22 protein-coding genes are annotated in these 20,586 nt (G+C 43.1%); 16 read left to right on the forward strand and 6 right to left on the reverse strand.

Translation table 11 applies throughout. The features are described 5' to 3' along the window. Positions 1 to 8 precede the first annotated feature (8 nt). The 4 genes from K7A41_RS05155 (at position 9) to K7A41_RS05170 (ending at position 3,700) form a co-directional block, all read left to right on the forward strand. Complete coding sequence (locus K7A41_RS05155) at positions 9 to 1,106, forward strand: mandelate racemase/muconate lactonizing enzyme family protein (protein WP_265712855.1); 1,098 nt, start codon at positions 9 to 11, stop codon at positions 1,104 to 1,106. A 254-nt stretch (positions 1,107 to 1,360) separates the two neighbouring features. Next, positions 1,361 to 2,341 (forward strand): deoxyhypusine synthase family protein, encoded by a 981-nt coding sequence (locus K7A41_RS05160; protein ID WP_028072546.1) that lies wholly within the window; start codon positions 1,361 to 1,363, stop codon positions 2,339 to 2,341. A 91-nt stretch (positions 2,342 to 2,432) separates the two neighbouring features. Beyond that, positions 2,433 to 3,095 carry a hypothetical protein gene (locus K7A41_RS05165; protein ID WP_265712856.1) on the forward strand — a complete coding sequence of 221 codons (663 nt, stop codon included), beginning with the start codon at positions 2,433 to 2,435 and terminating at the stop codon, positions 3,093 to 3,095. Between the two features lie 29 nt (positions 3,096 to 3,124). After that, positions 3,125 to 3,700: a non-canonical purine NTP diphosphatase gene (locus K7A41_RS05170; protein WP_028072548.1), complete on the forward strand. Its 576-nt coding sequence runs from the start codon at positions 3,125 to 3,127 to the stop codon at positions 3,698 to 3,700. A 66-nt stretch (positions 3,701 to 3,766) separates the two neighbouring features. Here K7A41_RS05170 and K7A41_RS05175 read toward each other — a convergent pair whose 3' ends face one another. Continuing rightward, positions 3,767 to 6,241: an OstA-like protein gene (locus tag K7A41_RS05175; protein ID WP_265712857.1), complete on the reverse strand. Its 2,475-nt coding sequence runs from the start codon at positions 6,239 to 6,241 to the stop codon at positions 3,767 to 3,769. Positions 6,242 to 6,340: 99 nt separating this feature from the next. Between K7A41_RS05175 and tilS the strand changes: the two genes are divergently transcribed. From tilS to K7A41_RS05210, 7 genes are all read left to right on the forward strand, one after another. After that, on the forward strand, positions 6,341 to 7,681 hold the full coding sequence (gene tilS, locus K7A41_RS05180) for a tRNA lysidine(34) synthetase TilS (protein WP_028072549.1): 1,341 nt from the start codon (positions 6,341 to 6,343) through the stop codon (positions 7,679 to 7,681). A 20-nt stretch (positions 7,682 to 7,701) separates the two neighbouring features. After that, positions 7,702 to 8,196, forward strand: coding sequence for a hypothetical protein (locus K7A41_RS05185; RefSeq protein ID WP_028072550.1), 495 nt, complete (start codon positions 7,702 to 7,704; stop codon positions 8,194 to 8,196). Between the two features lie 89 nt (positions 8,197 to 8,285). Beyond that, entirely contained in the window at positions 8,286 to 8,606 is a 321-nt protein-coding gene (locus K7A41_RS05190; protein WP_028072551.1) for a DUF4834 family protein, read from the forward strand. Positions 8,607 to 8,638: 32 nt separating this feature from the next. Next, complete coding sequence (gene recF, locus K7A41_RS05195) at positions 8,639 to 9,742, forward strand: DNA replication/repair protein RecF (protein ID WP_265712858.1); 1,104 nt, start codon at positions 8,639 to 8,641, stop codon at positions 9,740 to 9,742. After that, a complete protein-coding gene (locus K7A41_RS05200) occupies positions 9,735 to 10,058 on the forward strand; it encodes a DUF721 domain-containing protein (protein WP_265712859.1) in 324 nt (107 codons plus the stop codon). The genes recF and K7A41_RS05200 overlap by 8 nt, the downstream gene beginning before the upstream one ends. Positions 10,059 to 10,075: 17 nt before the next feature. Further along, on the forward strand, positions 10,076 to 10,639 hold the full coding sequence (locus tag K7A41_RS05205; RefSeq protein ID WP_265712860.1) for a Crp/Fnr family transcriptional regulator: 564 nt from the start codon (positions 10,076 to 10,078) through the stop codon (positions 10,637 to 10,639). A gap of 94 nt (positions 10,640 to 10,733) precedes the next feature. Continuing rightward, on the forward strand, positions 10,734 to 11,189 hold the full coding sequence (locus K7A41_RS05210; protein WP_265712861.1) for an SRPBCC domain-containing protein: 456 nt from the start codon (positions 10,734 to 10,736) through the stop codon (positions 11,187 to 11,189). A 269-nt stretch (positions 11,190 to 11,458) separates the two neighbouring features. On the opposite strand, the gene K7A41_RS05215 is transcribed toward K7A41_RS05210, so the two are convergent. From K7A41_RS05215 to sucC, 3 genes are all read right to left on the reverse strand, one after another. Then, positions 11,459 to 12,079 carry an L-threonylcarbamoyladenylate synthase gene (locus K7A41_RS05215; RefSeq protein WP_028072555.1) on the reverse strand — a complete coding sequence of 207 codons (621 nt, stop codon included), beginning with the start codon at positions 12,077 to 12,079 and terminating at the stop codon, positions 11,459 to 11,461. 115 nt (positions 12,080 to 12,194) lie between these two features. Beyond that, on the reverse strand, positions 12,195 to 13,640 hold the full coding sequence (asnS, locus tag K7A41_RS05220) for an asparagine--tRNA ligase (protein WP_028072556.1): 1,446 nt from the start codon (positions 13,638 to 13,640) through the stop codon (positions 12,195 to 12,197). Positions 13,641 to 13,841: 201 nt separating this feature from the next. Beyond that, complete coding sequence (sucC, locus tag K7A41_RS05225) at positions 13,842 to 15,035, reverse strand: ADP-forming succinate--CoA ligase subunit beta (RefSeq protein ID WP_028072557.1); 1,194 nt, start codon at positions 15,033 to 15,035, stop codon at positions 13,842 to 13,844. Positions 15,036 to 15,196: 161 nt separating this feature from the next. Here sucC and K7A41_RS05230 point away from each other — a divergent pair, with 161 nt between their 5' ends. The 4 genes from K7A41_RS05230 (at position 15,197) to K7A41_RS05245 (ending at position 18,102) form a co-directional block, all read left to right on the forward strand. Continuing rightward, positions 15,197 to 15,850, forward strand: coding sequence for an ABC transporter ATP-binding protein (locus tag K7A41_RS05230; RefSeq protein WP_028072558.1), 654 nt, complete (start codon positions 15,197 to 15,199; stop codon positions 15,848 to 15,850). Positions 15,851 to 15,885: 35 nt separating this feature from the next. Continuing rightward, positions 15,886 to 16,368: a hypothetical protein gene (locus tag K7A41_RS05235; protein ID WP_028072559.1), complete on the forward strand. Its 483-nt coding sequence runs from the start codon at positions 15,886 to 15,888 to the stop codon at positions 16,366 to 16,368. 71 nt (positions 16,369 to 16,439) lie between these two features. After that, the gene (locus tag K7A41_RS05240; RefSeq protein ID WP_051607387.1) at positions 16,440 to 16,970 is read left to right on the forward strand and encodes an HAD hydrolase-like protein; all 531 of its coding nucleotides are present in this window, start codon (positions 16,440 to 16,442) and stop codon (positions 16,968 to 16,970) included. 127 nt (positions 16,971 to 17,097) lie between these two features. Next, positions 17,098 to 18,102: a LacI family DNA-binding transcriptional regulator gene (locus K7A41_RS05245; protein WP_265712862.1), complete on the forward strand. Its 1,005-nt coding sequence runs from the start codon at positions 17,098 to 17,100 to the stop codon at positions 18,100 to 18,102. A gap of 70 nt (positions 18,103 to 18,172) precedes the next feature. Here the strand turns inward: K7A41_RS05245 and lpdA are convergent, their stop codons facing one another. Next, complete coding sequence (lpdA, locus tag K7A41_RS05250; protein ID WP_322784013.1) at positions 18,173 to 19,561, reverse strand: dihydrolipoyl dehydrogenase; 1,389 nt, start codon at positions 19,559 to 19,561, stop codon at positions 18,173 to 18,175. A 244-nt stretch (positions 19,562 to 19,805) separates the two neighbouring features. On the opposite strand from lpdA, the gene K7A41_RS05255 reads away from it, so the two are divergent. Then, positions 19,806 to 20,105: a DUF3817 domain-containing protein gene (locus K7A41_RS05255; protein ID WP_028072562.1), complete on the forward strand. Its 300-nt coding sequence runs from the start codon at positions 19,806 to 19,808 to the stop codon at positions 20,103 to 20,105. 46 nt (positions 20,106 to 20,151) lie between these two features. Here K7A41_RS05255 and K7A41_RS05260 read toward each other — a convergent pair whose 3' ends face one another. Continuing rightward, a complete protein-coding gene (locus K7A41_RS05260) occupies positions 20,152 to 20,556 on the reverse strand; it encodes an acyl-CoA thioesterase (RefSeq protein WP_028072563.1) in 405 nt (134 codons plus the stop codon). Between the last annotated feature and the right edge of the window lie 30 nt (positions 20,557 to 20,586).

A 20,586-nucleotide genomic window follows, 5' to 3' on the forward strand; every position in this document is an offset into this window, starting at 1 on the left:
ATCGTACAATGAAAATAACAGCAATTGATATCTATAGATTGAGCATCCCGATGGAGCCCTTTGTAATTGCGACGGGGACGATGGATTACGCGCAGAACACGTTCATCCGTATACATACAGACACCGCTATCTATGGGGTCGGGGAATGCTCGGCTTTTCCAATGATTGTGGGCGAGACACAGGATACCTGTCTGGTTCTGGCCCGCGACTTTGCGCAGATCTGGAAAGGAAAGGACCCTTTGGCGATTTCCGAAAGGCTCGCGGAACTGGATCTTTACATTGCCGGCAACCGGACGATCAAATCTGCTTTTGATATGGCTCTACATGATCTGGCCGCAAAGCATGCGGGGCTTCCGTTGTATAAGTATTTAAAAGGTAGCCGCCGGGAGATCACCACGGATATTACCCTAGGAATCGCAGGTCCGGAAGAAATGGCGCTAAAAGCGCGGCGTCTGCAGGATGAAGGTGCCGTGATGTTGAAGGTCAAGCTGGGTAAAGATCCGAGCACAGATGTGGCACGTATTCGTGAGATCCGCAAAGCTGTGGGGTTCGAGATGCCTATCCGAATCGACGCCAATCAGGGCTGGTCATATGAAGATGCGTTGGAAGCCCTGAAAGGCCTGGAACCGTTTAAAATCCAGTTTTGTGAACAACCGATGCGTACATGGAACGACGCACTGCTTCCACAGCTTAGATCAGAAACGATTGTCCCACTTATGGCCGACGAATCGGTGTACTCGCATCATGATGCCGAACGTCTCTGCAAAGCCGATGCCTGTGATTACATCAATATTAAGTTTTCAAAATCTGGCGGGATACAGGAAGCTCTAAAAATTAATCAGGTGGCTGAGGAGTATGGGATCGCCTGCATGATCGGTGGCATGCTGGAGTCCCGCTTGGCTCTGGCCGCCAAAGTACACTTTGCCTATGCAGCTCCGAATGTCAAGTTATTTGACCTGGACACCTGTATGGTAGGACACCTCGAAGATCCTGTTATCGGAGGCATACAATATGAGGGGTATAAAATCCATATTGCTGATGAGCCCGGAATAGGCGCGGATATCAGCAGTTCATTTTTGGATAAATGTGAACGATGGACAGTATAATGAAACGTTACGATGAATAGTATGAGTTGGGGAATCGGTACACAGGAAGTTGTTGTCCTCGTTATTATTATAATTTTTCTGGCCGCTGCCTATTTCTTCTTTTCAAAGTTGCTGAAAAAATGAAATTGGTCAGTCTTTTTACATTTGTTAAAAAATGGGTGGCCTCGACCTGTTTTGATGCCGATAAGGAGTTAAAATAGATATTATTCAGTACCTTTGCGGTACTTATTTTTTTATAAAAGTTAGAACATATCATGAGTACTCAAAAAGGACCTATTTCTCAATTTATTGAGCATAATTACCGTCACTTTAACGCTGCAGCATTGGTAGATGCTGCGAAAGGTTACGAGGAGCATCTTTTGGATGGTGGAAAAATGTTGATCTCCCTGGGTGGAGCGATGTCAACTGCCGAATTGGGTGTTTCCTTGGCAGAAATGATTCGTCAGGATAAAGTACATTTTATTTCATGTACTGGCGCCAATTTGGAAGAAGATGTGATGAACCTTGTTGCGCACTCGCATTACAAAAGAATCCCAAACTATAGAGATCTGACTGCAGAGCAGGAAAGAGAATTGCTGGATAATCATTATAACCGTGTCACAGACACCTGTATACCAGAAGAAGAGGCTTTTCGCCGTTTGCAGAAACATCTTGAGGATGTATGGCATGCCGCTGAAGCAAAAGGAGAACGCTATTTGCCACACGAATTCCTTTATCAGGTTGTTAATTCCGGTGTGTTGGAGCAATACTATGAAATTGATCCGAAAGATTCATGGATTGTTGCAGCTGCCGAGAAAAACTTGCCTATCGTCTGTCCGGGATGGGAAGATTCCACCACCGGTAATATCTTTGCTTCAAATGTCATCAAAGGTAAGTTAAAGGCAAGCACCGTTAAATCCGGTATCGAATACATGGTATATCTGACAGAGTGGTACCGCAATAATTCAGGGGGCAAAGGGGTAGGGTTCTTCCAGATTGCTGGGGGTATCTCCGGAGATTTTCCGATTTGTGTTGTACCAATGATGTATCAGGATCTGGAATGGGAAGAAGTACCTTTCTGGGCTTATTTCTGCCAAATTTCGGATTCCACAACTTCTTATGGTTCGTACTCAGGTGCAGTACCTAATGAAAAAATCACCTGGGGAAAATTGGATGTCGATACACCGAAATTCATCGTCGAGTCTGATGCAACGATCGTCGCGCCGCTGATTTTCTCTTACATCTTAGGACATTAATCAGATGAACATACAGGAAGGAGCGAGGGATCGCTCCTTCTTTCTTTTGGACGATGTTCCTTATCTTTACCCTCGTTAATATTTTTCAGTAATGAGCAATCTAACGACAGACAATCCGGTAGCGCTTCAAGCTTTAATGGGTGAAACGATTTTTACCAGTGGGTTTGATTTTCGGTCAGAATTAAATAAACTACAGGTACAACAAGCAGCTTCCACGTCGGTAGGACAGGAGTCGCTTTTGTCAGATCCGGAAAAGAAGGACGCGACGTATATTGCTATTGGCGTCAATGAAGAATTAGCCGTTTCAGCCGGTGGGACTGCTCCATTGACCGCTTCGGTAAATCAGCTCGAAGTACTGGGCGGTGAGTTTACCTATCAGGGAAGCAAAGAGCAGGGGATACTGTTTATCCTGCGCTACGAGCAGTATCCATACTTCTCTCCGGCAGCGCTTGATGCATTTGAAAAAACAATCGGTGCCATGAAGCTAACAAAAGAAACTGTGGCGGTCGTGAATTTGGCAAATCCTCATAATCCGAATGACTTCAAGCGCATTATGCAGTTTTTTCAGCCTACGAAGATTATTTTGTTAGGGGTAGAGCCAACCTCACTGAAACTGCCCGCCATAGCGCATAATTCCTATATGAAAGGACGGGTCGCCACCGTGTTCAATACTTTCAGTTTTGAGGAAATGTTTGCCGATGTGCAGAAAAAGAAACTATTCTGGAATGAATTCAAAACATTTATTAATTCTTAATTGCTTTTTTAATTTTAGACGATCAGAAGATGCTAGAACTTGTGTTTGCCACCAACAATGCCCATAAACTGGAAGAAGTCCAGGCAATCGTAGGCAATGCTTTTACGATTAAAAGCCTGAATGATATCGACTGCCACGATGATATTCCTGAAACCGGAAAGACTTTTGAAGAAAATGCCCAGCAAAAAACAGATTATTTGGTCAACAAATATGGTCTTTATTGCTTTGGCGATGATTCGGGTCTCGAGATTGATGCCCTAAACGGAGAGCCAGGGGTCTATTCCGCCCGTTATTCGGGTTCGCGCAATATGGAAAAGAATATTGATCTTGTGCTCGAAAAACTCGGCGATAACCCCAATCGCAAAGCACGGTTCAAAACGGTGATTTCGCTGTATCTCAATGAAAAGCAGCATTTTTTTGAGGGGAGTATTGAAGGCAGGATCGTCGACGGCCGACGCGGTTCAGACGGCTTTGGTTATGACCCCATTTTTATTCCGGAAGGTTATGACAGGACATTTGCGGAGATGAGTGCTGTAGAAAAAAATGCCATTAGCCATCGAGCGATAGCCGTCGGTAAGCTAGCCGATTTCCTGAAGACGATATAACACCATGTTGAGCTGAGGGCAACGCATATAAAAAGAGCGGATCATATGCTGAGATCCGCTCTTTTTTTATTTTGTTTCTTTCGGTTTGTCGTCGCCTAGCTTATCAGCTTTGACTGGTACGACCGCGGGGCGGGTAGTTACAGAATCTTTGGCCGTGAGGTTTTTTGAGGGCTTATTCACTGTTTCAGCTGGCTTTGCCGGCGTTTTGTCCGTTGCGTTCGCTGGTTTTGGGGCTTCTGTTGTTGTTTTGCTGGCTTTATTCTCGCTTGCGCTGCCGCCAGCCTTGACTCCGCCCTGCTGCTCAGCTTTACTATTACCACCGTCTTGTCCCTCTTTTTCAGTAGGAACTGTAAAGGACGCTTTTGAGAGATCCCGTTTTCTATTTAAAAGATCTTCTTTTGATTTGGGACGATCTTCCGGCCGCCAGATGAAGTTGGGCAGGAACTCTTTGTCGGCAGTGACTTCGGCGATCGGATAGACCTTTCCGTCCACTTTCCGGATAGAAACATATTCCTTGAGCTTATTGTCCTCCATCAGGATCTTAAACCGGCTGCTTCGATCATGGACCAGCTCAGTCGCAATATTCGTTTTTTCGTCGATATTGTAGAAAATATTTTCGGCATTGCCATCTACAAATAGCCGCTCCATACGGTTGTTGGTAAAGAAACTGGTGATCTTTCTTCCTTTGATCTGATTAAACTTCAGAGAGTCGCTGGTCGCATTGACCATAAACGCATTTCCGACCAGAAGGGAATTGTCCAGTTTCTGATTTTTTATTTGCAGGAATATCGTGTCGGCTGAAATCTGTGAATTTTCAGCCCACATCATCGGTTTACCCATTAGTCTGAACATGGAGTCCTGCATACCATAGTACATGGAATCGGCTACAGCCTGAAGGTCAGATTTAAATAGCCTTGCGTTGTAGTAAGCTTTTATGATCCTTGTCTTGGCGGTATCCTGAGGAACAGAATCGCGTTGTCCCGCTTGCGCATTTTTTAAGGCATCACCCATTAACTTGTCGGACTCGCCTCCTTTGGGGATTACAGCTCTCCGGCGCAGTACGCTGTCGGCTTTCAAATTTTTCTCAATCTCGATCCGGTTTTGGTCGCCTGCCACTACGGGTGTTTTTTTCGGAGCACGAGTTTTGCCTGCCGTGATCGTATCGGGTGTTTTTTTGTCAGTTTTTTCGATAGCAGGCCTTTTCAGCTCCTTTTTAAGTAGGGTATCTGTACTTTTTTGGAGGCTATCGGCGATATTTTTGATGCCGATCGAATCGGTACCGGTCATTGTGGAGTCACTTTCGCCGTAGTCGACCTCATCGTCGTCTTCGATGGCTCCGCCTTCGCGGTCCAGTTTAAAATCGCGGGCAATATAGTTCTTCCGCAAAATCAGCTGGGAGAATAAGGTGTCAGCGGTCATGAAAACCGAATCCATCTGGGAACTTTCAGGTAGATCATTTTCTCGTGGAACAGTGCCTTTCGTTTTGTCAGTAGCCGCCGTCTGGGGTGCTGCGGTTTTGCGATCTGCTTCTTTTTTCTGCTGAGGTTCCTTTTCCGATTTTTTGTTCGCTTTGATTTCTTTTTTTTCCGTGGTGTCCGCTTTTTGCTGTACAGGAGAAAACGGGGATCCAGTGTTATCCTTTTGGGACGAATCTTTTTTAACAACAGAGACCACCAGCGGCTTGTCAGTCATCGTGATGGATTCACTTTTGCTATTATAGAGACCATAGCCTCCATAAGCATAAAACTTGTCCAACGTGTCTACAAAGACCACGTTCTTGACCGCTTTTCCAATGCCGCCCTGGCGGTCATAAAAAAGGCTATCGCCTTTCAGAAATTTAGTTCCTTCAGTATAAAGATTGTTTTTCGAAAAATAAGCTTGGCCAGTAGCCATATGGTAACGACCCTTTTCCGTATATAAGTTTTCGCCTTTATTACCCTTTATGTTGGTCGGGCCATAGAATTCGGTAATGCGGGTGTTGCCGTTATATTTCATCGAGTCAGTGTATACTTTGACATTGGTAGACCGGACGACTACTTTCTGATTGAAATATGACTCACCTGTATTTTCGAAATAAGTAGCACGTTGGCTGGTGATGGTGTCGCTCCCCGACAGGATCCGGCCGCCGCTATAGTAGTTTCCGATTTTGCTTCGCATATTATAAACCAGGTGATCGGTCGTCAATGTGGATCCATTGGCGCTGACCATGCGCACTGTCCCTGTCAAGGTTGCGAGCTGCATGGCGGCCTCGTAATGCAATTTGTTGGAAAATATTTGGGTGCCGTCTGGTTGAGTGATAATCACATTGCCATAGGCTTCGAAAAATTGCCGGCCGATTTTATCGTTGTGCAGGTAACCGCTATCGGAAGATAACGTGGAGCCCAGGTGCTCATAGACAGGGCGGTAAAACATGGCATTGCCTGTTTTGGAATTGAATACGCTATAGGAAGATGATAGCAGACGCAATTCGTCCTGCTTTTGCGCCCGCGCCGCAAAGCCTGTTAAAATAAATACAATAAGGGTAAAAATGTATTGTTTCACAAGGGCAAAAATATGGATTTTAATGGCTACTTTATTGGATTTCACAAATTTTAAGATACGAATTTATCAATCCGGAAAAATATACCGTAACTTTGTTATATGAATGTGCTGGAAAGATTAATGGGCTATATCGAAAAGGAGCATTTAATGATGCCTCATGAGAAAATATTGCTCACCGTAAGTGGCGGTAAGGATTCGATGCTGATGGCACATTTATTTACGAAAGCAGGTTTTCACATTGCCATTGCCCATTGCAATTTTCAATTGCGGGGTGAAGATTCTGATTTGGATGAGGCGTTGGTCCGCGGGTTTGCCAAGGAACATGGTATTCCAATATATGTCAACCATTTTGAGACGAAAGCCTATGCCAAGGAAAGACAGATTTCGATTCAGATGGCGGCACGGGAGCTGCGCTACACTTGGTTCGAACAGCTTCGACGCGAACTTCAGTTTGACCGGATTGCTGTTGCCCAGCATCTCAACGATCACATCGAAACGGTTTTATTGAATCTTTCACGTGGAACTGGCTTACAGGGACTTCAGGGGATCTTGCCCTTACGGGATCGCATAATCCGGCCTTTGTTATTTTTAAAGGCCAGCGAAATCGAGCATTATGTCAATGAGTACGGTATTGCCTATCGCGATGATCAGTCCAACTTTTCCACAAAGTATGCCCGAAATAAAATACGGATTGATATCATTCCACATTTCAAAAAACTACAGCCTGATTTTGAGGCGGTATTTGAACAGAATATCACTCACTTTAAAGAATCTTATCAGCTGCTGCAGCAGTTTGTTGACCCTATTCGGAAAAAGCTTTTTTTGCCTACTGCAGAAGGTTGGCTTGTGCGGAAGGAAGACCTGGAGGAATACCTTCACAACTTACCCCTATTGTATGAGCTTTTCTCGGCTTTTAATTTTTCCAAGACTGTGCTGGCCGACCTGCAGGCTGCCTGGACAAAAGAATCGGGACGGGTGTTTCAGTCTGATTGTTATCACATGCTACTGGACAGAGAAGATCTTTTTATACGGAAGAAGGAGTTTATATCTTCTGACGAAGCATTGATCACTTCGGAGACGGCCACAGTAGAGTGGAAGCAATATTGCTTCCATGCCAGTATATCAAATGATCTTGCAATCATCAGGGCAAAGAATGTGGCAAAGTTTGATTATGATCTGCTGGTATTTCCCCTGACAGTCCGTTCATGGAAGATCGGAGACAGCTTTTACCCACTGGGCATGGAAGGCCGGAAAAAATTGAGCGATTTCTTTATCAACAAAAAAATAAGTCTTTTTGAAAAGGAAAATATTCCAATCCTAGTCAATGGAAATGGGGATATTCTTTGGGTCGCCAATTATCGTATGGACAATCGCTATAAGATTACCGCCAATACAAAAAAAGTCCTTACTTTAGTCTGTGATCTCAATACCCATATCTGATATCTCAATAAATAAAAGAAATGAAAGAAGGTGTACTCTATTCTGAAAACCAATACCTCGGGCGCGACCGTGTTTGGATAAGCGTACGTTTAGTGCTGGTGTTGTTCTGTTTTACAGCATTTTATCTGAATCTGGACCATCTGATCTCCAGCCAGTTATTTTTTATTGTGGGAGTAGGGATCATCCTGACTTCTATCGTCATGATGTACATGGTATTGTTTCGCACCGAAGTATTTCAGGACCATATTTTGATCAGCGGCCTCTGGTCGACCCGTGTTGTGAAAATAGATCTGGCTTCGATAACAAAGATCGAAAAGGCACCGTATAGCTCTTTCTTTTTTAATAATCCCGTTTATAACCTGCATACGAAAGGGAAAATTAAATTCTACGCAGGAGGAAAGAATGCGGTTTTCCTGACAGATAAAGATGGATTGACCTATGTACTGGGTACACAACGGCAGGAAGAGCTCTATCGTACAATACTGGAAGCGAAAGCTCGGCTGGCAAAGTCTTAAAATATGTTAATAATTTCGGATCTGACAATTTAAAGACAACAGTTTACCTCGTTATTGGTTAAATTTGAGAAAATAGCAACGAAATAACTATGGCATTTTTGAAATTTATATTTGTTACAATCGCTGTTTACTTTATAGTAAGGTATTTATTTAGATTATTCTTACCATTCGCCATGCGCAAGGCAGCTGAAAAGCTGATGAAGAAAGCGCAGCAGCAGGGGGGAGCATATAGCAGCCAAGGTCAGGGCAGCACTTTTTATTATGAATTTAGGGGGCAGACTCAGCAGGAAAGTAAACGACCACAATCAGAAGGGAAAATCCAGGTGGATTATATACCACCGAAAGAAACTCCCGAACGTAAAGGAACGGAGACTGCCGGCGAGTTTGTGGATTTTGAGGAAATAAAATAATTTTAGCGTTTTAAATAGCGTATCTTTGTGCCATGTGGCTCAAGCAACTTTCTGTTCTAAACTTTAAAAATTACTCAGAATCGTTTTTGGAATTCCTTCCCGGGGTGAATGCTTTTACCGGCAATAATGGGGTCGGAAAAACCAATCTCCTGGACGCAATCCATTACCTATCTCTTTGTAAAAGTTATTTTAATCCGATCGATTCCCAGCACATCAAAACTGGAAATGACTGGTTTATGGTGCAGGGTGAATTTGATAAAGAATCCAGCTCCGATGTCATATCCTGTAGCCTAAAAAAGAATCAGAAGAAACAGTTCAAAAAGAATAAAAAAGATTATCTACGTTTGGCGGATCATATTGGGTTATTTCCCTTGGTAATGATATCGCCCAACGACAGTATTATCGTGACGGATGGTAGTGAAGAACGACGGAAGTTTGTCGATAACGTCATCTCACAGACGGACAACAGATATCTGGATACACTGATCGCTTATAATAAGTATCTCGTTCAACGCAACAGCCTGCTGAAGCAGGCACGTCAAACCAGCGTATTGGATCTGGGCTTAGTCGAAATCCTCAATTTTCAGCTTGAAGAGGTAGGCAATATTATTTTTCAGAAGAGAAGGTCGTTCATGGAAGAATTTCAGCCCGAATTTGACCGGCATTATCGGTTTCTGACGGAGGCGGCGGAATCTGTGCAACTGGAATATGAGTCACCACTTATGACCGACTCATTTATCAATATTCTTGAAAAAAATCTCGAACGTGACCGTATTCTCGAACGTACCACTCAGGGAATTCATAAAGATGACCTGATATTTACCATCCATGGTGGCATGCCGCTGAAAAAATTTGGTTCTCAAGGCCAGCAAAAATCGTTTTTGATTGCGTTAAAGCTTGCCCAATATTCCTATTTACAACAAAAAAAAGGATTTAAGCCTCTCTTGCTATTGGATGATATCTTTGACAAGCTGGATGACCGCCGCACCCGCAAGCTCATGCAGATGGTCTCCGAGGATGATTTCGGGCAAATTTTTCTGACGGATACCGACTCCAAAAGAATTCAGCGAATCTTTGATGAAATCAATCGTCCTGTTCGTATATTTGACATCGAAGGAGGACAAGTGAATGTATAATAAACCAAAAAATGGGTTAGAATTTATCCGGTCTAGCGATGATATGACCATTAAGCAGGGCGTGGAGCGACTCCTTGAAGCCTATAAGCTGCGTCGAAAATTTGACGAAACCTCCATTGCATCGGTATGGCCTCAACTGATAGGCAAAGCGATCGCCAACCGCACGCAGCAGCTGTATGTGCGCGATAAAAAGCTCTTTGTGCGCGTAGAGTCTGCCGTGATCAAAAATGAACTCGCCTTGATGCGAAGACAGATCCTTGGCCGCGTAAATGAATATGTAGGCCATGTAATCATTGAGGAAGTGGTCATTTTATAGAATTGCGGCGTTACCCGATGTTAAACCAATTACTTCAGCATCTATTTCCTGTACCGGATTCCATAGCTACGAAATTTTTTAAAAACTTCGAACGGATAACGTTGAAACGTGGCGATTTTCTGATTAAAGAGGCTGATTATTCCTCCAGCTTGTTTGTCATAGAATCTGGTTTGGTACGTCAGTATGCATGGAGTGAAAAAGGGGAATTTACACAATGGATTGGCTCACCGGGTCATTTTGTCACGGATCTTGCATCTTTTATCTTTAATGTTCCTTCCAAATGGAATTTCCACTGTATCACTGATTGTACCGTACACCGTTTGTCTAAATCCGAATATCAAAAATTGGAATCCGAGATTCCCGAGTGGAATACATTTGAAAAAGCATTTTTGGCAAAATGCTTCACTGCAATGGAACAACGAATAGCGGACTTTATCTGTCTAACTGCAGAAGAGCGTTACCACCACTATTTTGAACAGCATAAATCCACTTTACAACACGTCCCGCTCCAGTATGTGGCTTCTGTATTGGGCATGAGTCCTGAAACATTAAGCCGTATCCGGGCTAAATCAACTTCTTGATAAAAGTCAAGAGCGCTCACTTCATCATGTCTTAGCTTTGTCCATCGGTCTTTAGTAATAGATCGGCGGAATGGTGTTTATAAAAATTAAGATCATGAAGAGTATAGAGAAAAGCATTCTACTCAAAGGAACTGTAGAACAAGTTTGGCAAGTATTGGTGGATTTTGAGTCCTATCCAACATGGAGTCCAACGGTAAAATACTTTGCGCAAAAACCGGTGGTGGGGCAGCGTTGTAAGGTGATGTTGGAGCAACCCAACGGTTTTAAAATAACGATGAATCCACGTATTCTACGGATGGATACCGGAGTTGAACTGCGTTGGAAAGGCAATCTGCTTGTGCCGGGGATTTTTGATGGGGAACATTATTTTCTATTGGAAAAGGTCGGGACAGATCAAGTTAGGTTAACTCAAGGCGAATTGTTTTCCGGCATATTAATTCCTTTTTGTACAAAGCTATTGCTAGAAACAGCTCATGGATTTGAACTTTTCAATTTGGCTATTAAACGACGTGTTGAAAATGAGAACGGGTTTTCAACAGTGCAGTGTTAATATAGTCGAATTATGCACATTTATTCGGGAGAGTGTACATTGAACGATTTGTGTTATTCACATTTTTGTGTGAATAACTAAAGAGTTTTGCACATTTTTCCTCTACAGCGCCTTCTGATTTTAACGTTATTCACATTTGCGTGTGAATAAATATGAGATGCAGTTACACTTATCCACATTATGGATGTGGATAAGTGCTTGTTGTTGTGAATAAGTCAGCTTGGATAGATAGAAATTTGGCCAATGTTGGAAGAAGGTATTAAGCCCTATTAGAGATACTGTTCTAAGTCACCTTTTCCTTCACGGATAATCTCGAAGTCACCGTCGGTGACATCCACAACGGTAGAGGCTACGTTATCTCCATAACCGCCATCGATGACTGCATCCACGAGATCTTGGTATTTCTCATGGATCAATTCCGGATCTGTTGAATATTCTATGATTTCATCCTCGTCATGGATGGAGGCTGTAACAATCGGGTTGCCCAGCTGTTTCACAATCTCACGGACGATATTATTGTCCGGCACCCGGATACCAACAGTTTTCTTTTTTGAACTTAGCAGTTTCGGAACCTTGGTCGTTGCATTAAAGATAAAGGTAAAAGGTCCTGGAAGTGCTTTTTTCAATACCCGAAATACCGTCGTGTCGAAAGATTTTGTGTACTGCGAAATATCCGTCAGGTCATAGCAGATAAAGGACAGATTGGCTTTCTCCGGTTTTAGGCCTCTAATCTCACAAACGCGTTCGATGGCTTTCTGTTGAGTGATGTCGCAGCCAATTCCGTAGACCGTATCGGTGGGATAAATGATCACGCCACCGCGCCGGAGAATTTCGACCGCCTGTGCAATGGCTTTTGGATTAGGGTTATCGTTATATATTTTGATCAGCATGTTGGATAATTGTATAGCGTTTTAACCATACCTCCTCCAGCCAGAGTGGCGGGGGAGTCTATATCTGATAAAAGAACAACAGCCAAAATATTTTGTTTTGGCTGTTGTTCTTTTGTTAAAATTCTGCGTTTTTCGGTGTGCGCGGAAAAGGTATAACATCGCGGATATTTGTCATTCCTGTTGTAAATAGGACGAGCCGTTCGAAGCCTACACCAAATCCTGAATGCGGCACGGAACCAAACCGGCGGGTATCCAGAAACCATTCCATTTCTTCGGCTGGGATACCTACCTCGGCCATGCGTTCCAACAAACGGTCCAGGTTTTCTTCGCGTTGTGAGCCGCCAACCATTTCGCCGATTCCGGGGAATAGGATGTCCATTGCACGGACGGTTTTACGCCCTTGCGCATCGGGCTCGTTTTGTTTCATATAAAATGACTTGATCTCCCGCGGATAATCCGTAAGGATTACCGGCTTCTTGAAATGCTTTTCAACGAGATAACGTTCGTGTTCCGATTGAAGGTCAGCCCCCCAGTCATCAATTAAATACTTAAACTGCTTCTTCTGGTTCGGTTTGCTACGCTTTAATATATCAATGGCCTCTGTATAGGTTACACGTTCGAAATCGTTTTCCAGCACGAAGTTGAGCTTTTCGACCAAGTTCAATTCCGAACGTTCTGCAGCCGGTTTTGATTTTTCCTCTTCCAATAAGCGATTTTTTAAGAACTCAATTTCCTCCGGACATGTTTCGAGTGCATATTTGATGACGTATTTTAACAATGCTTCGGCAAGGTCCATGTTGTCTTCTAATTCGTAGAAGGCCATTTCAGGTTCGATCATCCAAAATTCCGCCAGGTGTCTGGTGGTGTTCGAGTTTTCCGCGCGGAATGTGGGGCCGAACGTATAAATATTGCCAAAGGCCAGAGCGCCCAGTTCACCTTCCAATTGGCCGGATACCGTTAGATTAGTGGATTTGCCAAAGAAGTCCTCTTTGAAATCGATAGCTCCATCCGCAGTTCGTGGCGGATTATTGAGATCCAAGGTAGTCACCTGAAACATTTCACCGGCGCCTTCTGCATCCGAACCCGTGATAATAGGGGTATGCATATATACAAAATCATTTTCCTGAAAAAATCTGTGTACTGCAAAGGCCAAAGCATTGCGGACCTTGAATACTGCGTTGAATGTCCCTGTACGGAAGCGCAGGTGTGCAATTTCGCGAAGGAATTCCAAGCTATGTTTCTTCGGCTGTAAGGGATATTTTTCAGGGTCTGAATCGCCAATGATACTGACTTCAGAAGCTTTTACTTCTACTTTCTGTCCTTTACCCAGTGATTCTACCAGCTGACCTTTGACACGTACCGCAGCTCCAGTCGTGATACGTTTCAAAACATCCTCAGGTGTATTTTCAAAGTCGACTACTGCTTGAATATTATTGATAGACGAACCGTCATTGATTGCTATAAATTGATTGTTACGGAAAGTTCTTACCCAACCTTTAACAACGACCTCTTTGCCAAATTCTGTGGCATTCAATAATTCTTTTATTCTTGTGTGTTCCATTTTAGTTTTGGAGAATGACTTGTAAAAGATGCTTTTGTAAGCAACAAAAATAAGCTATTTTCTTGGCTTATTGACTATAAATTTGAGATATTCATGTGCAAGGATCCCCGCTCTGAGGCTCTAATGGAAGCAAGCGGAACTGGCCATAAAAAAACGCGGGCCAGTCTGGCCCGCGTTTATGTTTTATAAGGATGGAAAGAATTAACCTTTCAACACTTTAGTCACCAATTCGGCTGCTTCTTTCAATAGGATCGCCGAATAAACCTGAAGGCCAGACTCATCGATTAATTTTTTGGCTTCTTCGGCATTTGTACCTTGAAGACGAACGATGATAGGCACAGGGATATTGCCGATTTCGTTGTAAGCATCGATTACACCTTGCGCAACACGGTCGCAACGAACGATACCACCGAAGATATTGATTAAGATGGCTTTCACGTTAGGGTCTTTTAAAATGATGTTGAAACCAGCTTTTACAGTTTCTGCATTTGCTGTACCACCAACATCAAGGAAGTTGGCAGGCTCGCCACCAGCTAATTTGATGATGTCCATCGTAGCCATGGCTAGACCCGCACCATTCACCATACAACCCACGTTACCATCTAATTTCACGTAGTTCAGGTTTGACTCTCCAGCTTCAACTTCTGTTGGATCTTCTTCAGTGACGTCGCGCATAGCCGCGTAATCAGGATGACGGTACAAAGCGTTCTCGTCAAGATTTACTTTCGCATCAACTGCTAAAATCTTGTCGTCTGAAGTTTTTAATACCGGATTGATCTCAAACATCGAAGAGTCAGTCGCTTCATATGCTTTGTAAAGTGCAGCAACAAATTTTACCATTTCTTTGTGTGCGGCACCAGAAAGTCCAAGATTGAAAGCAATCTTACGTGCTTGGAATCCCTGTAACCCTACTTTAGGATCGATTTCTTCTTTGAAAATCAAGTGCGGTGTTTTCTCTGCAACTTCTTCGATGTCCATACCACCTTCTGTCGAGTACATAACAATGTTACGTCCTTTTGCACGGTCCAATAATACAGACATGTAGAATTCTTTGGTTTCACTTTCACCTGGGTAGTAAACGTCTTGAGCGATCAAAACTTTGTTTACTTTTTTACCCTCAGGTCCAGTTTGAGGCGTTACCAATTGCATTCCAATGATGTCAGTTGCTTTTTGTTTGACTTCATCCAAGTTTTTAGCCAACTTGACACCACCACCTTTACCACGGCCACCAGCGTGAATTTGAGCTTTGACAACAACCCAGTCAGAATTGTAGTCTTCTTTCATTTTTTTAGCCGCTTCCACAGCCTGCTCTGGCGTATCTGCTACGATACCTTCCTGTACGCGCACACCAAAGCTCTTTAGTATTTGTTTTCCTTGATATTCGTGAATGTTCATTTGCAAAATATTTGGCGTAAAAATATAATTTTTTGGGGGATAAGACAAGGAATAAATTGTTCTTTTATCTATTTTTTGACAATTCCGGTATAAAGAAGAAGTGCATCAGGAGTTTTTATTGAAACTCCTGATATCGTAAATTTATTTATCTTTGCCCTATGATGTTACATGCCAAAGGAATTCACAAAGCATACGGTTCATTACCTATTCTCAAAGGTGTTGATATCGCTGTTGAAAGAGGTGAAATCGTCAGTATTGTGGGGGCTTCGGGAGCTGGCAAAAGCACCTTGCTGCATATTATCGGTACGCTGGACAAGCCCGATCAGGGATCTATATCTATTCATGGCGTGGATGTTCAGAAACTGCGGGCAAAGAAATTGAGCGCTTTTCGAAACGAACATATCGGTTTTGTCTTTCAGTTTCATCACCTGCTACCAGAGTTTACTGCGTTGGAAAATGTATGCATTCCAGCATTTATCCATGGACAGGGACGGGCAGAGGCTGAAACGAGAGCTAAAGAGCTGCTGGATCTCCTGGGGGTTTCGCATCGTATTGACCATAAGCCTGCTGCGATGTCGGGAGGTGAGCAGCAACGGGTGTCTGTCGCCCGCGCACTGATGAACAATCCGTCAATTATTTTGGCGGACGAACCTTCAGGTAATCTGGACTCAGAAAACGCGGCCGCACTGCACCAGCTATTTTTTGACCTGCGTAATCAATTCCAGCAGACCTTCATCATTGTAACACATAATGAAGAACTGGCACGTATATCTGACCGCACCATTCATATGCGTGATGGGCTGGTGGTGGAGTAATGTACGAAAAAAAAAAAAAAGAATAGCATCTCTTAATGAAAAAAATATTAATCACCTTTGGCACCAGGCCTTTGGCCATGCGTGTTGCCAAAAGACTAGCTCAAGATTTTGAGATTTTGTATGCGAGTTCTGAGGAGATTCCGGAGTTGCTCCTAAGATCGGGAAAGTATTTCCGTATTCCAAAAGGGTTGCAGCCCACGTTTGCCCATGAGCTTCTTAAGTTGAGTCTGGACAAGCAGGTCGACTATGTGCTGCCATTGGGTGGTTTTGAACTGGAGCCATTGGCTGAAGCGAAAATGCTGTTTGAAGAATACCAGATCTCGCTTCTCGTCCCGGATAAAGATAAACTGGCGGATATCCCGCTGATGGAAAATCCACCGGCTGAACTGCCATACGTGCTGCTCAATAAAGGAGAAGACGTATTTGCAGCCGGGCATTATGAACAGACGCTTGATGGTCTGTTTGTGACCTCAGATTCGGGACAAGATTATGCGCTGGCCTGTGTGTCCAAGTCGTAAATTGTACAGCTGTCGCGCTGCGGCAGACATCTACATTTTGCATATAATTAATAATAGTACGCTATCAATAAATGATATTTCCGAAAGAAAAGAAAGTATATGTCTTTGAATTAGACGATGTTATTTTTCCTAAGAAAGACTATCTGCTGCAGGTTTATTATCTTTTTGCCAATTTTATCGAATTCACAGAGACCTTCCCACCTCAAGGTGAGCTGGTTGAATTTATGAAAAATCATCTGGAGACGCAAGGTGAGCAGCTCCTGTTTGAGCGTACACAAGAGGCATTTGCGTTTGATAAGAAATACAAGGAGAATTTTGAGCGGCTGCATGTGAACGCCGTGCTGCCGTTGCGGCTTCATCTATTCGATCACATCGTCACCTTATTTTCCCAACTGAGAAACGAGGGTAAGCAGATCTGTATTCTCACGAAGGGAAATCCCTTGGAACAATTGAATAAAGTGAAATTTGTGGACTGGGGTGAATTTGCTGATATGATCAAGGTTTATTTTAAGGATGAACTTCTCTTCCGTCAAATAGATCCGCTGGAATATCTGGCAGACGAATTTTCCGTGGAACCAGCTGCAATACAATTTGTGGACTAGCTTTGCAGTGACTATCTTTGTGTCATCTACCAGCTGGATGTTGTTGTTGAACATACACCCGCATATTATTGAAAAAAATTATGATTAGGGATTTAAAAGCCCTATTTTTATAGAAAGCCCTTGGATTATGAATAAAGTGAATAAGCCCGCTACGATTAAGGAAATTGCCAAGAAGCTGAAAATCAGTCCTTCCACGGTATCTAGAGCATTGAATGATCATCCAAGTATTGGATTGGTGACGACAATGCGGGTCAAAAAAATGGCTGAGGAACTGAATTATGAGCCCAATCAGACAGCAATTTTCTTTAAACAGCGCAAGACATTCACCATCGCTGTGATCTTGCCGAGTTTATCGGAACCATTTTTTTCTTTTGCCATCAGTGAAATAGAAAATGTAGCATCGGCACATCAATATACCGTATTGATGGGGCAGTCTCTGGATGATCCAGACCGGGAGGAGCAGATCCTGAAAACATTTAAAAACCATCGTGTTGATGGTATTTTGATGTCTATCGGCAAGAAAACGACGAATCTGGAATTTATCGAGAAGCTGGAATCATCCGGTGTTCCGGTTGTTTTCTTCGATTGCGTCCCCAGTTTACCGCATATCAACAAAGTGCAGAGCGATCTGTCTACAGGCATGAACGAAGCCGTGGACGCATTTGTGGCACGTGGACACAAGGTTATTGCACTGGTGAACGGCCCCAGAACTTTACCGGCGAGTGAGGACCGGAAAATCGCCTATCTGTCGGCAATGAAAAGGAATGGCATGGAAATCCTCGAAAAGAATATTATTGAGACAGATTTGAGTACAGAGGGAAACGAGAAAGCCATGGAGTGTATCTTTGCAATGCCTGAGCGGCCTTCCGCAATTATTTCTTTTAATGATTTCGTCACCTTGGATCTCATGAAGGTAGCACGTCATAGGGGCCTGGTTTTAAATCAGGACATTTTCTTTATCAGCTATGCAAATTATCCGTTGTGGCAATATATGGAAAACCCGCCAATGGGGCGTATTGAGCAATTTCCGGGAATGCAGGCCCGCAAAGCTGCTGAAATTTTGTTTGAACGTATCGAAAGTCCTGACGCTGCCGATCAACAGATCGTCTTTAAATCCCGCTTGGTGATGTAAACGGATATATGTATACAAACAAAAAAAGGCAAATCGTCGATTTGCCTTTTTTTGTTTGTATAGCGTGCTCTTACAAATGAATTACTTCACCATAAGCGTCAGCACATGCCTCCATTATTGCTTCACTCATCGTTGGATGCGGGTGTATTGATTTGATCATTTCGTGGCCGGTGGTTTCCAGTTTGCGTGCTACGACAACCTCTGCAATCATTTCGGTCACATTGGCGCCAATCAGGTGTGCACCCAAAAATTCACCATATTTGGCATCGAAGATAACCTTGACAAATCCGTCTTTTGCTCCGGCTGCTGAAGCTTTTCCAGAGGCGGAGAACGGAAATTTTCCAACTTTGATCTCGTAGCCAGCTTCTTTAGCAGCTTTTTCGGTATATCCTACAGAAGCAATTTCTGGGGAGCAATAAGTACATCCCGGAATGTTGTTGTAATCGATAGGCTCTACATGCAAACCTTTAATTTTTTCAACACAAGTAATACCTTCTGCCGAGGCTACGTGAGCTAATGCCTGTCCTTTGACAATGTCACCGATGGCATATACGCCTTCGATGTTTGTTTTGTAAAAATCATCCACAACAACACGGCCGCGGTCTGTTTTGACACCAACCTCTTCCAGTCCCAGATTTTCAATATTAGGGGTGATACCCACCGCAGACAAGACGACCTCGGCTTCGATCACTTCAGTACCTTTTTCGGTTTTGATGGAAACTTTGCTCAGCTCGCCAGCAGTGTCAACGGATTGCACCTCTGATTTGGTTAGGATGTTGATACCCTGTTTCTTTAAACTTTTTTCTAACTGTTTTGAAATTTCTTCGTCTTCAACAGGAACAATTCTATCCATAAATTCAACGATAGTAACCTGTGTTCCGATGGCATTGTAGAAGTAAGCAAATTCGACACCGATTGCTCCTGAACCAACAACAACCAAAGATTTAGGCTGTTTAGGAAGTGTCATTGCCTGACGGTAGCCGATGATTTTTTTGCCATCTTGTGGTAGGTTCGGTAACTCACGTGAACGGGCTCCCGTCGCTAGAATGGTATGCTTAGCCGCATATTCTTTAGTAGAACCGTCTGCACCTTTGACTTCGATTTTACCGCCTTTTTTAATTTTAGCAGTTCCGGTGATGACATCGATTTTATTCTTTTTCATCAAGAACTGGATTCCTTTACTCATTCCTTCAGCAACGCCGCGGCTTCTTTTGACAATAGCTTCAAAATCAGCTTCACCACCTTGAACATTGATGCCATAATCTGCGGCATGGTTTAAATATTCAAATACTTGAGCACTTTTTAATAATGCTTTTGTAGGGATACAGCCCCAGTTTAGACAGATTCCGCCTAATGATTCGCGTTCGATAATTGCTGTCTTGAACCCTAACTGAGCGGCTCTAATGGCAGCAACATACCCGCCTGGACCACTACCGATTACAATGATGTCGTAATTCATATAAATAAATATTCTGTAGTTGAGTGTTATAGCTTCAAATACCAAGTATGTGAACCTTATATTCATTCAAAAGTACATAATTTTTCTGATGAAAATGAACTATTTATTGTAAAATTGGCGGTTTTTAATAAAACGCTGTCGTTGTAGGGAAGGCAATGTCACGCGTTGGTAAAAGGGGAAAAAATAAATAAGACATCCGTCTGAGAGTCTTATTTTTGACATTCACAATTCACAGTTTATCATTATGTTAAGAATATTTAGACAAATTGCGCTGTGGGAGGCTATTTCCACGATTTGCTTGTTTTTTATAGCCATGCCCTTGAAGTATTTCGCTGGGATTCCCGAAGCGGTTAAGATTGCAGGATCCATTCATGGTTTTTTTGTCGTGATATTCGTCGTGATGCTTATCATGTCCACTATCGAGTACAAATGGCCGGTGCTGAAAGCCGTCAAGTATTTTTTGGCATCGTTGGTTCCTGTCCTCGGCTTTTGGGTTGAATTGGATCTTAAGAAGGAGATTGAGGGAAAGAGACAGAAGTCTTAATGGTTTATAAAGAGATTATGAGTATCTTAAAGACAGGAGAGATGGCTTATTCATCTCTTCCTGTTTTCTCGATGCCCATATAAGCGTAGGTAATACTGTCCTTCCCATGAGGTGTCGGGTTCCCGTCTTCGTCCAGATTGACGAACACCAACTTTTCAATAGAGAGAATTGTTTTTCTGGAGATTTTATTTCTCACCTCACAGCGCATGGTCAATGACGTGGTGCCGAAGTTGGTGGCTTCGATGCCTAATTCCAGAATATCCCCTTGTTTTGCCGAACTCACAAAGTTGATTTCGGAGATAAACTTGGTGACTACTTTTGGATTGCCCAGCTGCACAATCGCATAGATGACTGCCTCTTCGTCTATCCAACGTAATAGTGTTCCTCCGAACAAGGTGCCATTGGGGTTAAGGTCTTCAGGTTTAACCCATTTTCGCGTATAAAAATTCATTTCGGTATATAGGTATTTATAACAAAGGGG

This window comes from Sphingobacterium sp. InxBP1, from assembly GCF_026191775.1.
In the GTDB taxonomy this organism is placed as follows: domain Bacteria; phylum Bacteroidota; class Bacteroidia; order Sphingobacteriales; family Sphingobacteriaceae; genus Sphingobacterium; species Sphingobacterium thalpophilum.

Bases quoted from the DNA above. Each gene is read 5' to 3' on its own strand.
- K7A41_RS05155 (WP_265712855.1), top strand. From the start codon at position 9: ATGAAAATAACAGCAATTGATATCTATAGATTGAGCATCCCGATGGAG.
- K7A41_RS05160 (WP_028072546.1), top strand. From the start codon at position 1,361: ATGAGTACTCAAAAAGGACCTATTTCTCAATTTATTGAGCATAATTAC.
- K7A41_RS05165 (WP_265712856.1), top strand. From the start codon at position 2,433: ATGAGCAATCTAACGACAGACAATCCGGTAGCGCTTCAAGCTTTAATG.
- K7A41_RS05170 (WP_028072548.1), top strand. From the start codon at position 3,125: ATGCTAGAACTTGTGTTTGCCACCAACAATGCCCATAAACTGGAAGAA.
- tilS (WP_028072549.1), top strand. From the start codon at position 6,341: ATGAATGTGCTGGAAAGATTAATGGGCTATATCGAAAAGGAGCATTTA.
- K7A41_RS05185 (WP_028072550.1), top strand. From the start codon at position 7,702: ATGAAAGAAGGTGTACTCTATTCTGAAAACCAATACCTCGGGCGCGAC.
- K7A41_RS05190 (WP_028072551.1), top strand. From the start codon at position 8,286: ATGGCATTTTTGAAATTTATATTTGTTACAATCGCTGTTTACTTTATA.
- recF (WP_265712858.1), top strand. From the start codon at position 8,639: ATGTGGCTCAAGCAACTTTCTGTTCTAAACTTTAAAAATTACTCAGAA.
- K7A41_RS05200 (WP_265712859.1), top strand. From the start codon at position 9,735: ATGTATAATAAACCAAAAAATGGGTTAGAATTTATCCGGTCTAGCGAT.
- K7A41_RS05205 (WP_265712860.1), top strand. From the start codon at position 10,076: ATGTTAAACCAATTACTTCAGCATCTATTTCCTGTACCGGATTCCATA.
- K7A41_RS05210 (WP_265712861.1), top strand. From the start codon at position 10,734: ATGAAGAGTATAGAGAAAAGCATTCTACTCAAAGGAACTGTAGAACAA.
- K7A41_RS05215 (WP_028072555.1), bottom strand. From the start codon at position 12,079: ATGCTGATCAAAATATATAACGATAACCCTAATCCAAAAGCCATTGCA.
- asnS (WP_028072556.1), bottom strand. From the start codon at position 13,640: ATGGAACACACAAGAATAAAAGAATTATTGAATGCCACAGAATTTGGC.
- sucC (WP_028072557.1), bottom strand. From the start codon at position 15,035: ATGAACATTCACGAATATCAAGGAAAACAAATACTAAAGAGCTTTGGT.
- K7A41_RS05230 (WP_028072558.1), top strand. From the start codon at position 15,197: ATGTTACATGCCAAAGGAATTCACAAAGCATACGGTTCATTACCTATT.
- K7A41_RS05235 (WP_028072559.1), top strand. From the start codon at position 15,886: ATGAAAAAAATATTAATCACCTTTGGCACCAGGCCTTTGGCCATGCGT.
- K7A41_RS05240 (WP_051607387.1), top strand. From the start codon at position 16,440: ATGATATTTCCGAAAGAAAAGAAAGTATATGTCTTTGAATTAGACGAT.
- K7A41_RS05245 (WP_265712862.1), top strand. From the start codon at position 17,098: ATGAATAAAGTGAATAAGCCCGCTACGATTAAGGAAATTGCCAAGAAG.
- lpdA (WP_322784013.1), bottom strand. From the start codon at position 19,561: ATGAATTACGACATCATTGTAATCGGTAGTGGTCCAGGCGGGTATGTT.
- K7A41_RS05255 (WP_028072562.1), top strand. From the start codon at position 19,806: ATGTTAAGAATATTTAGACAAATTGCGCTGTGGGAGGCTATTTCCACG.
- K7A41_RS05260 (WP_028072563.1), bottom strand. From the start codon at position 20,556: ATGAATTTTTATACGCGAAAATGGGTTAAACCTGAAGACCTTAACCCC.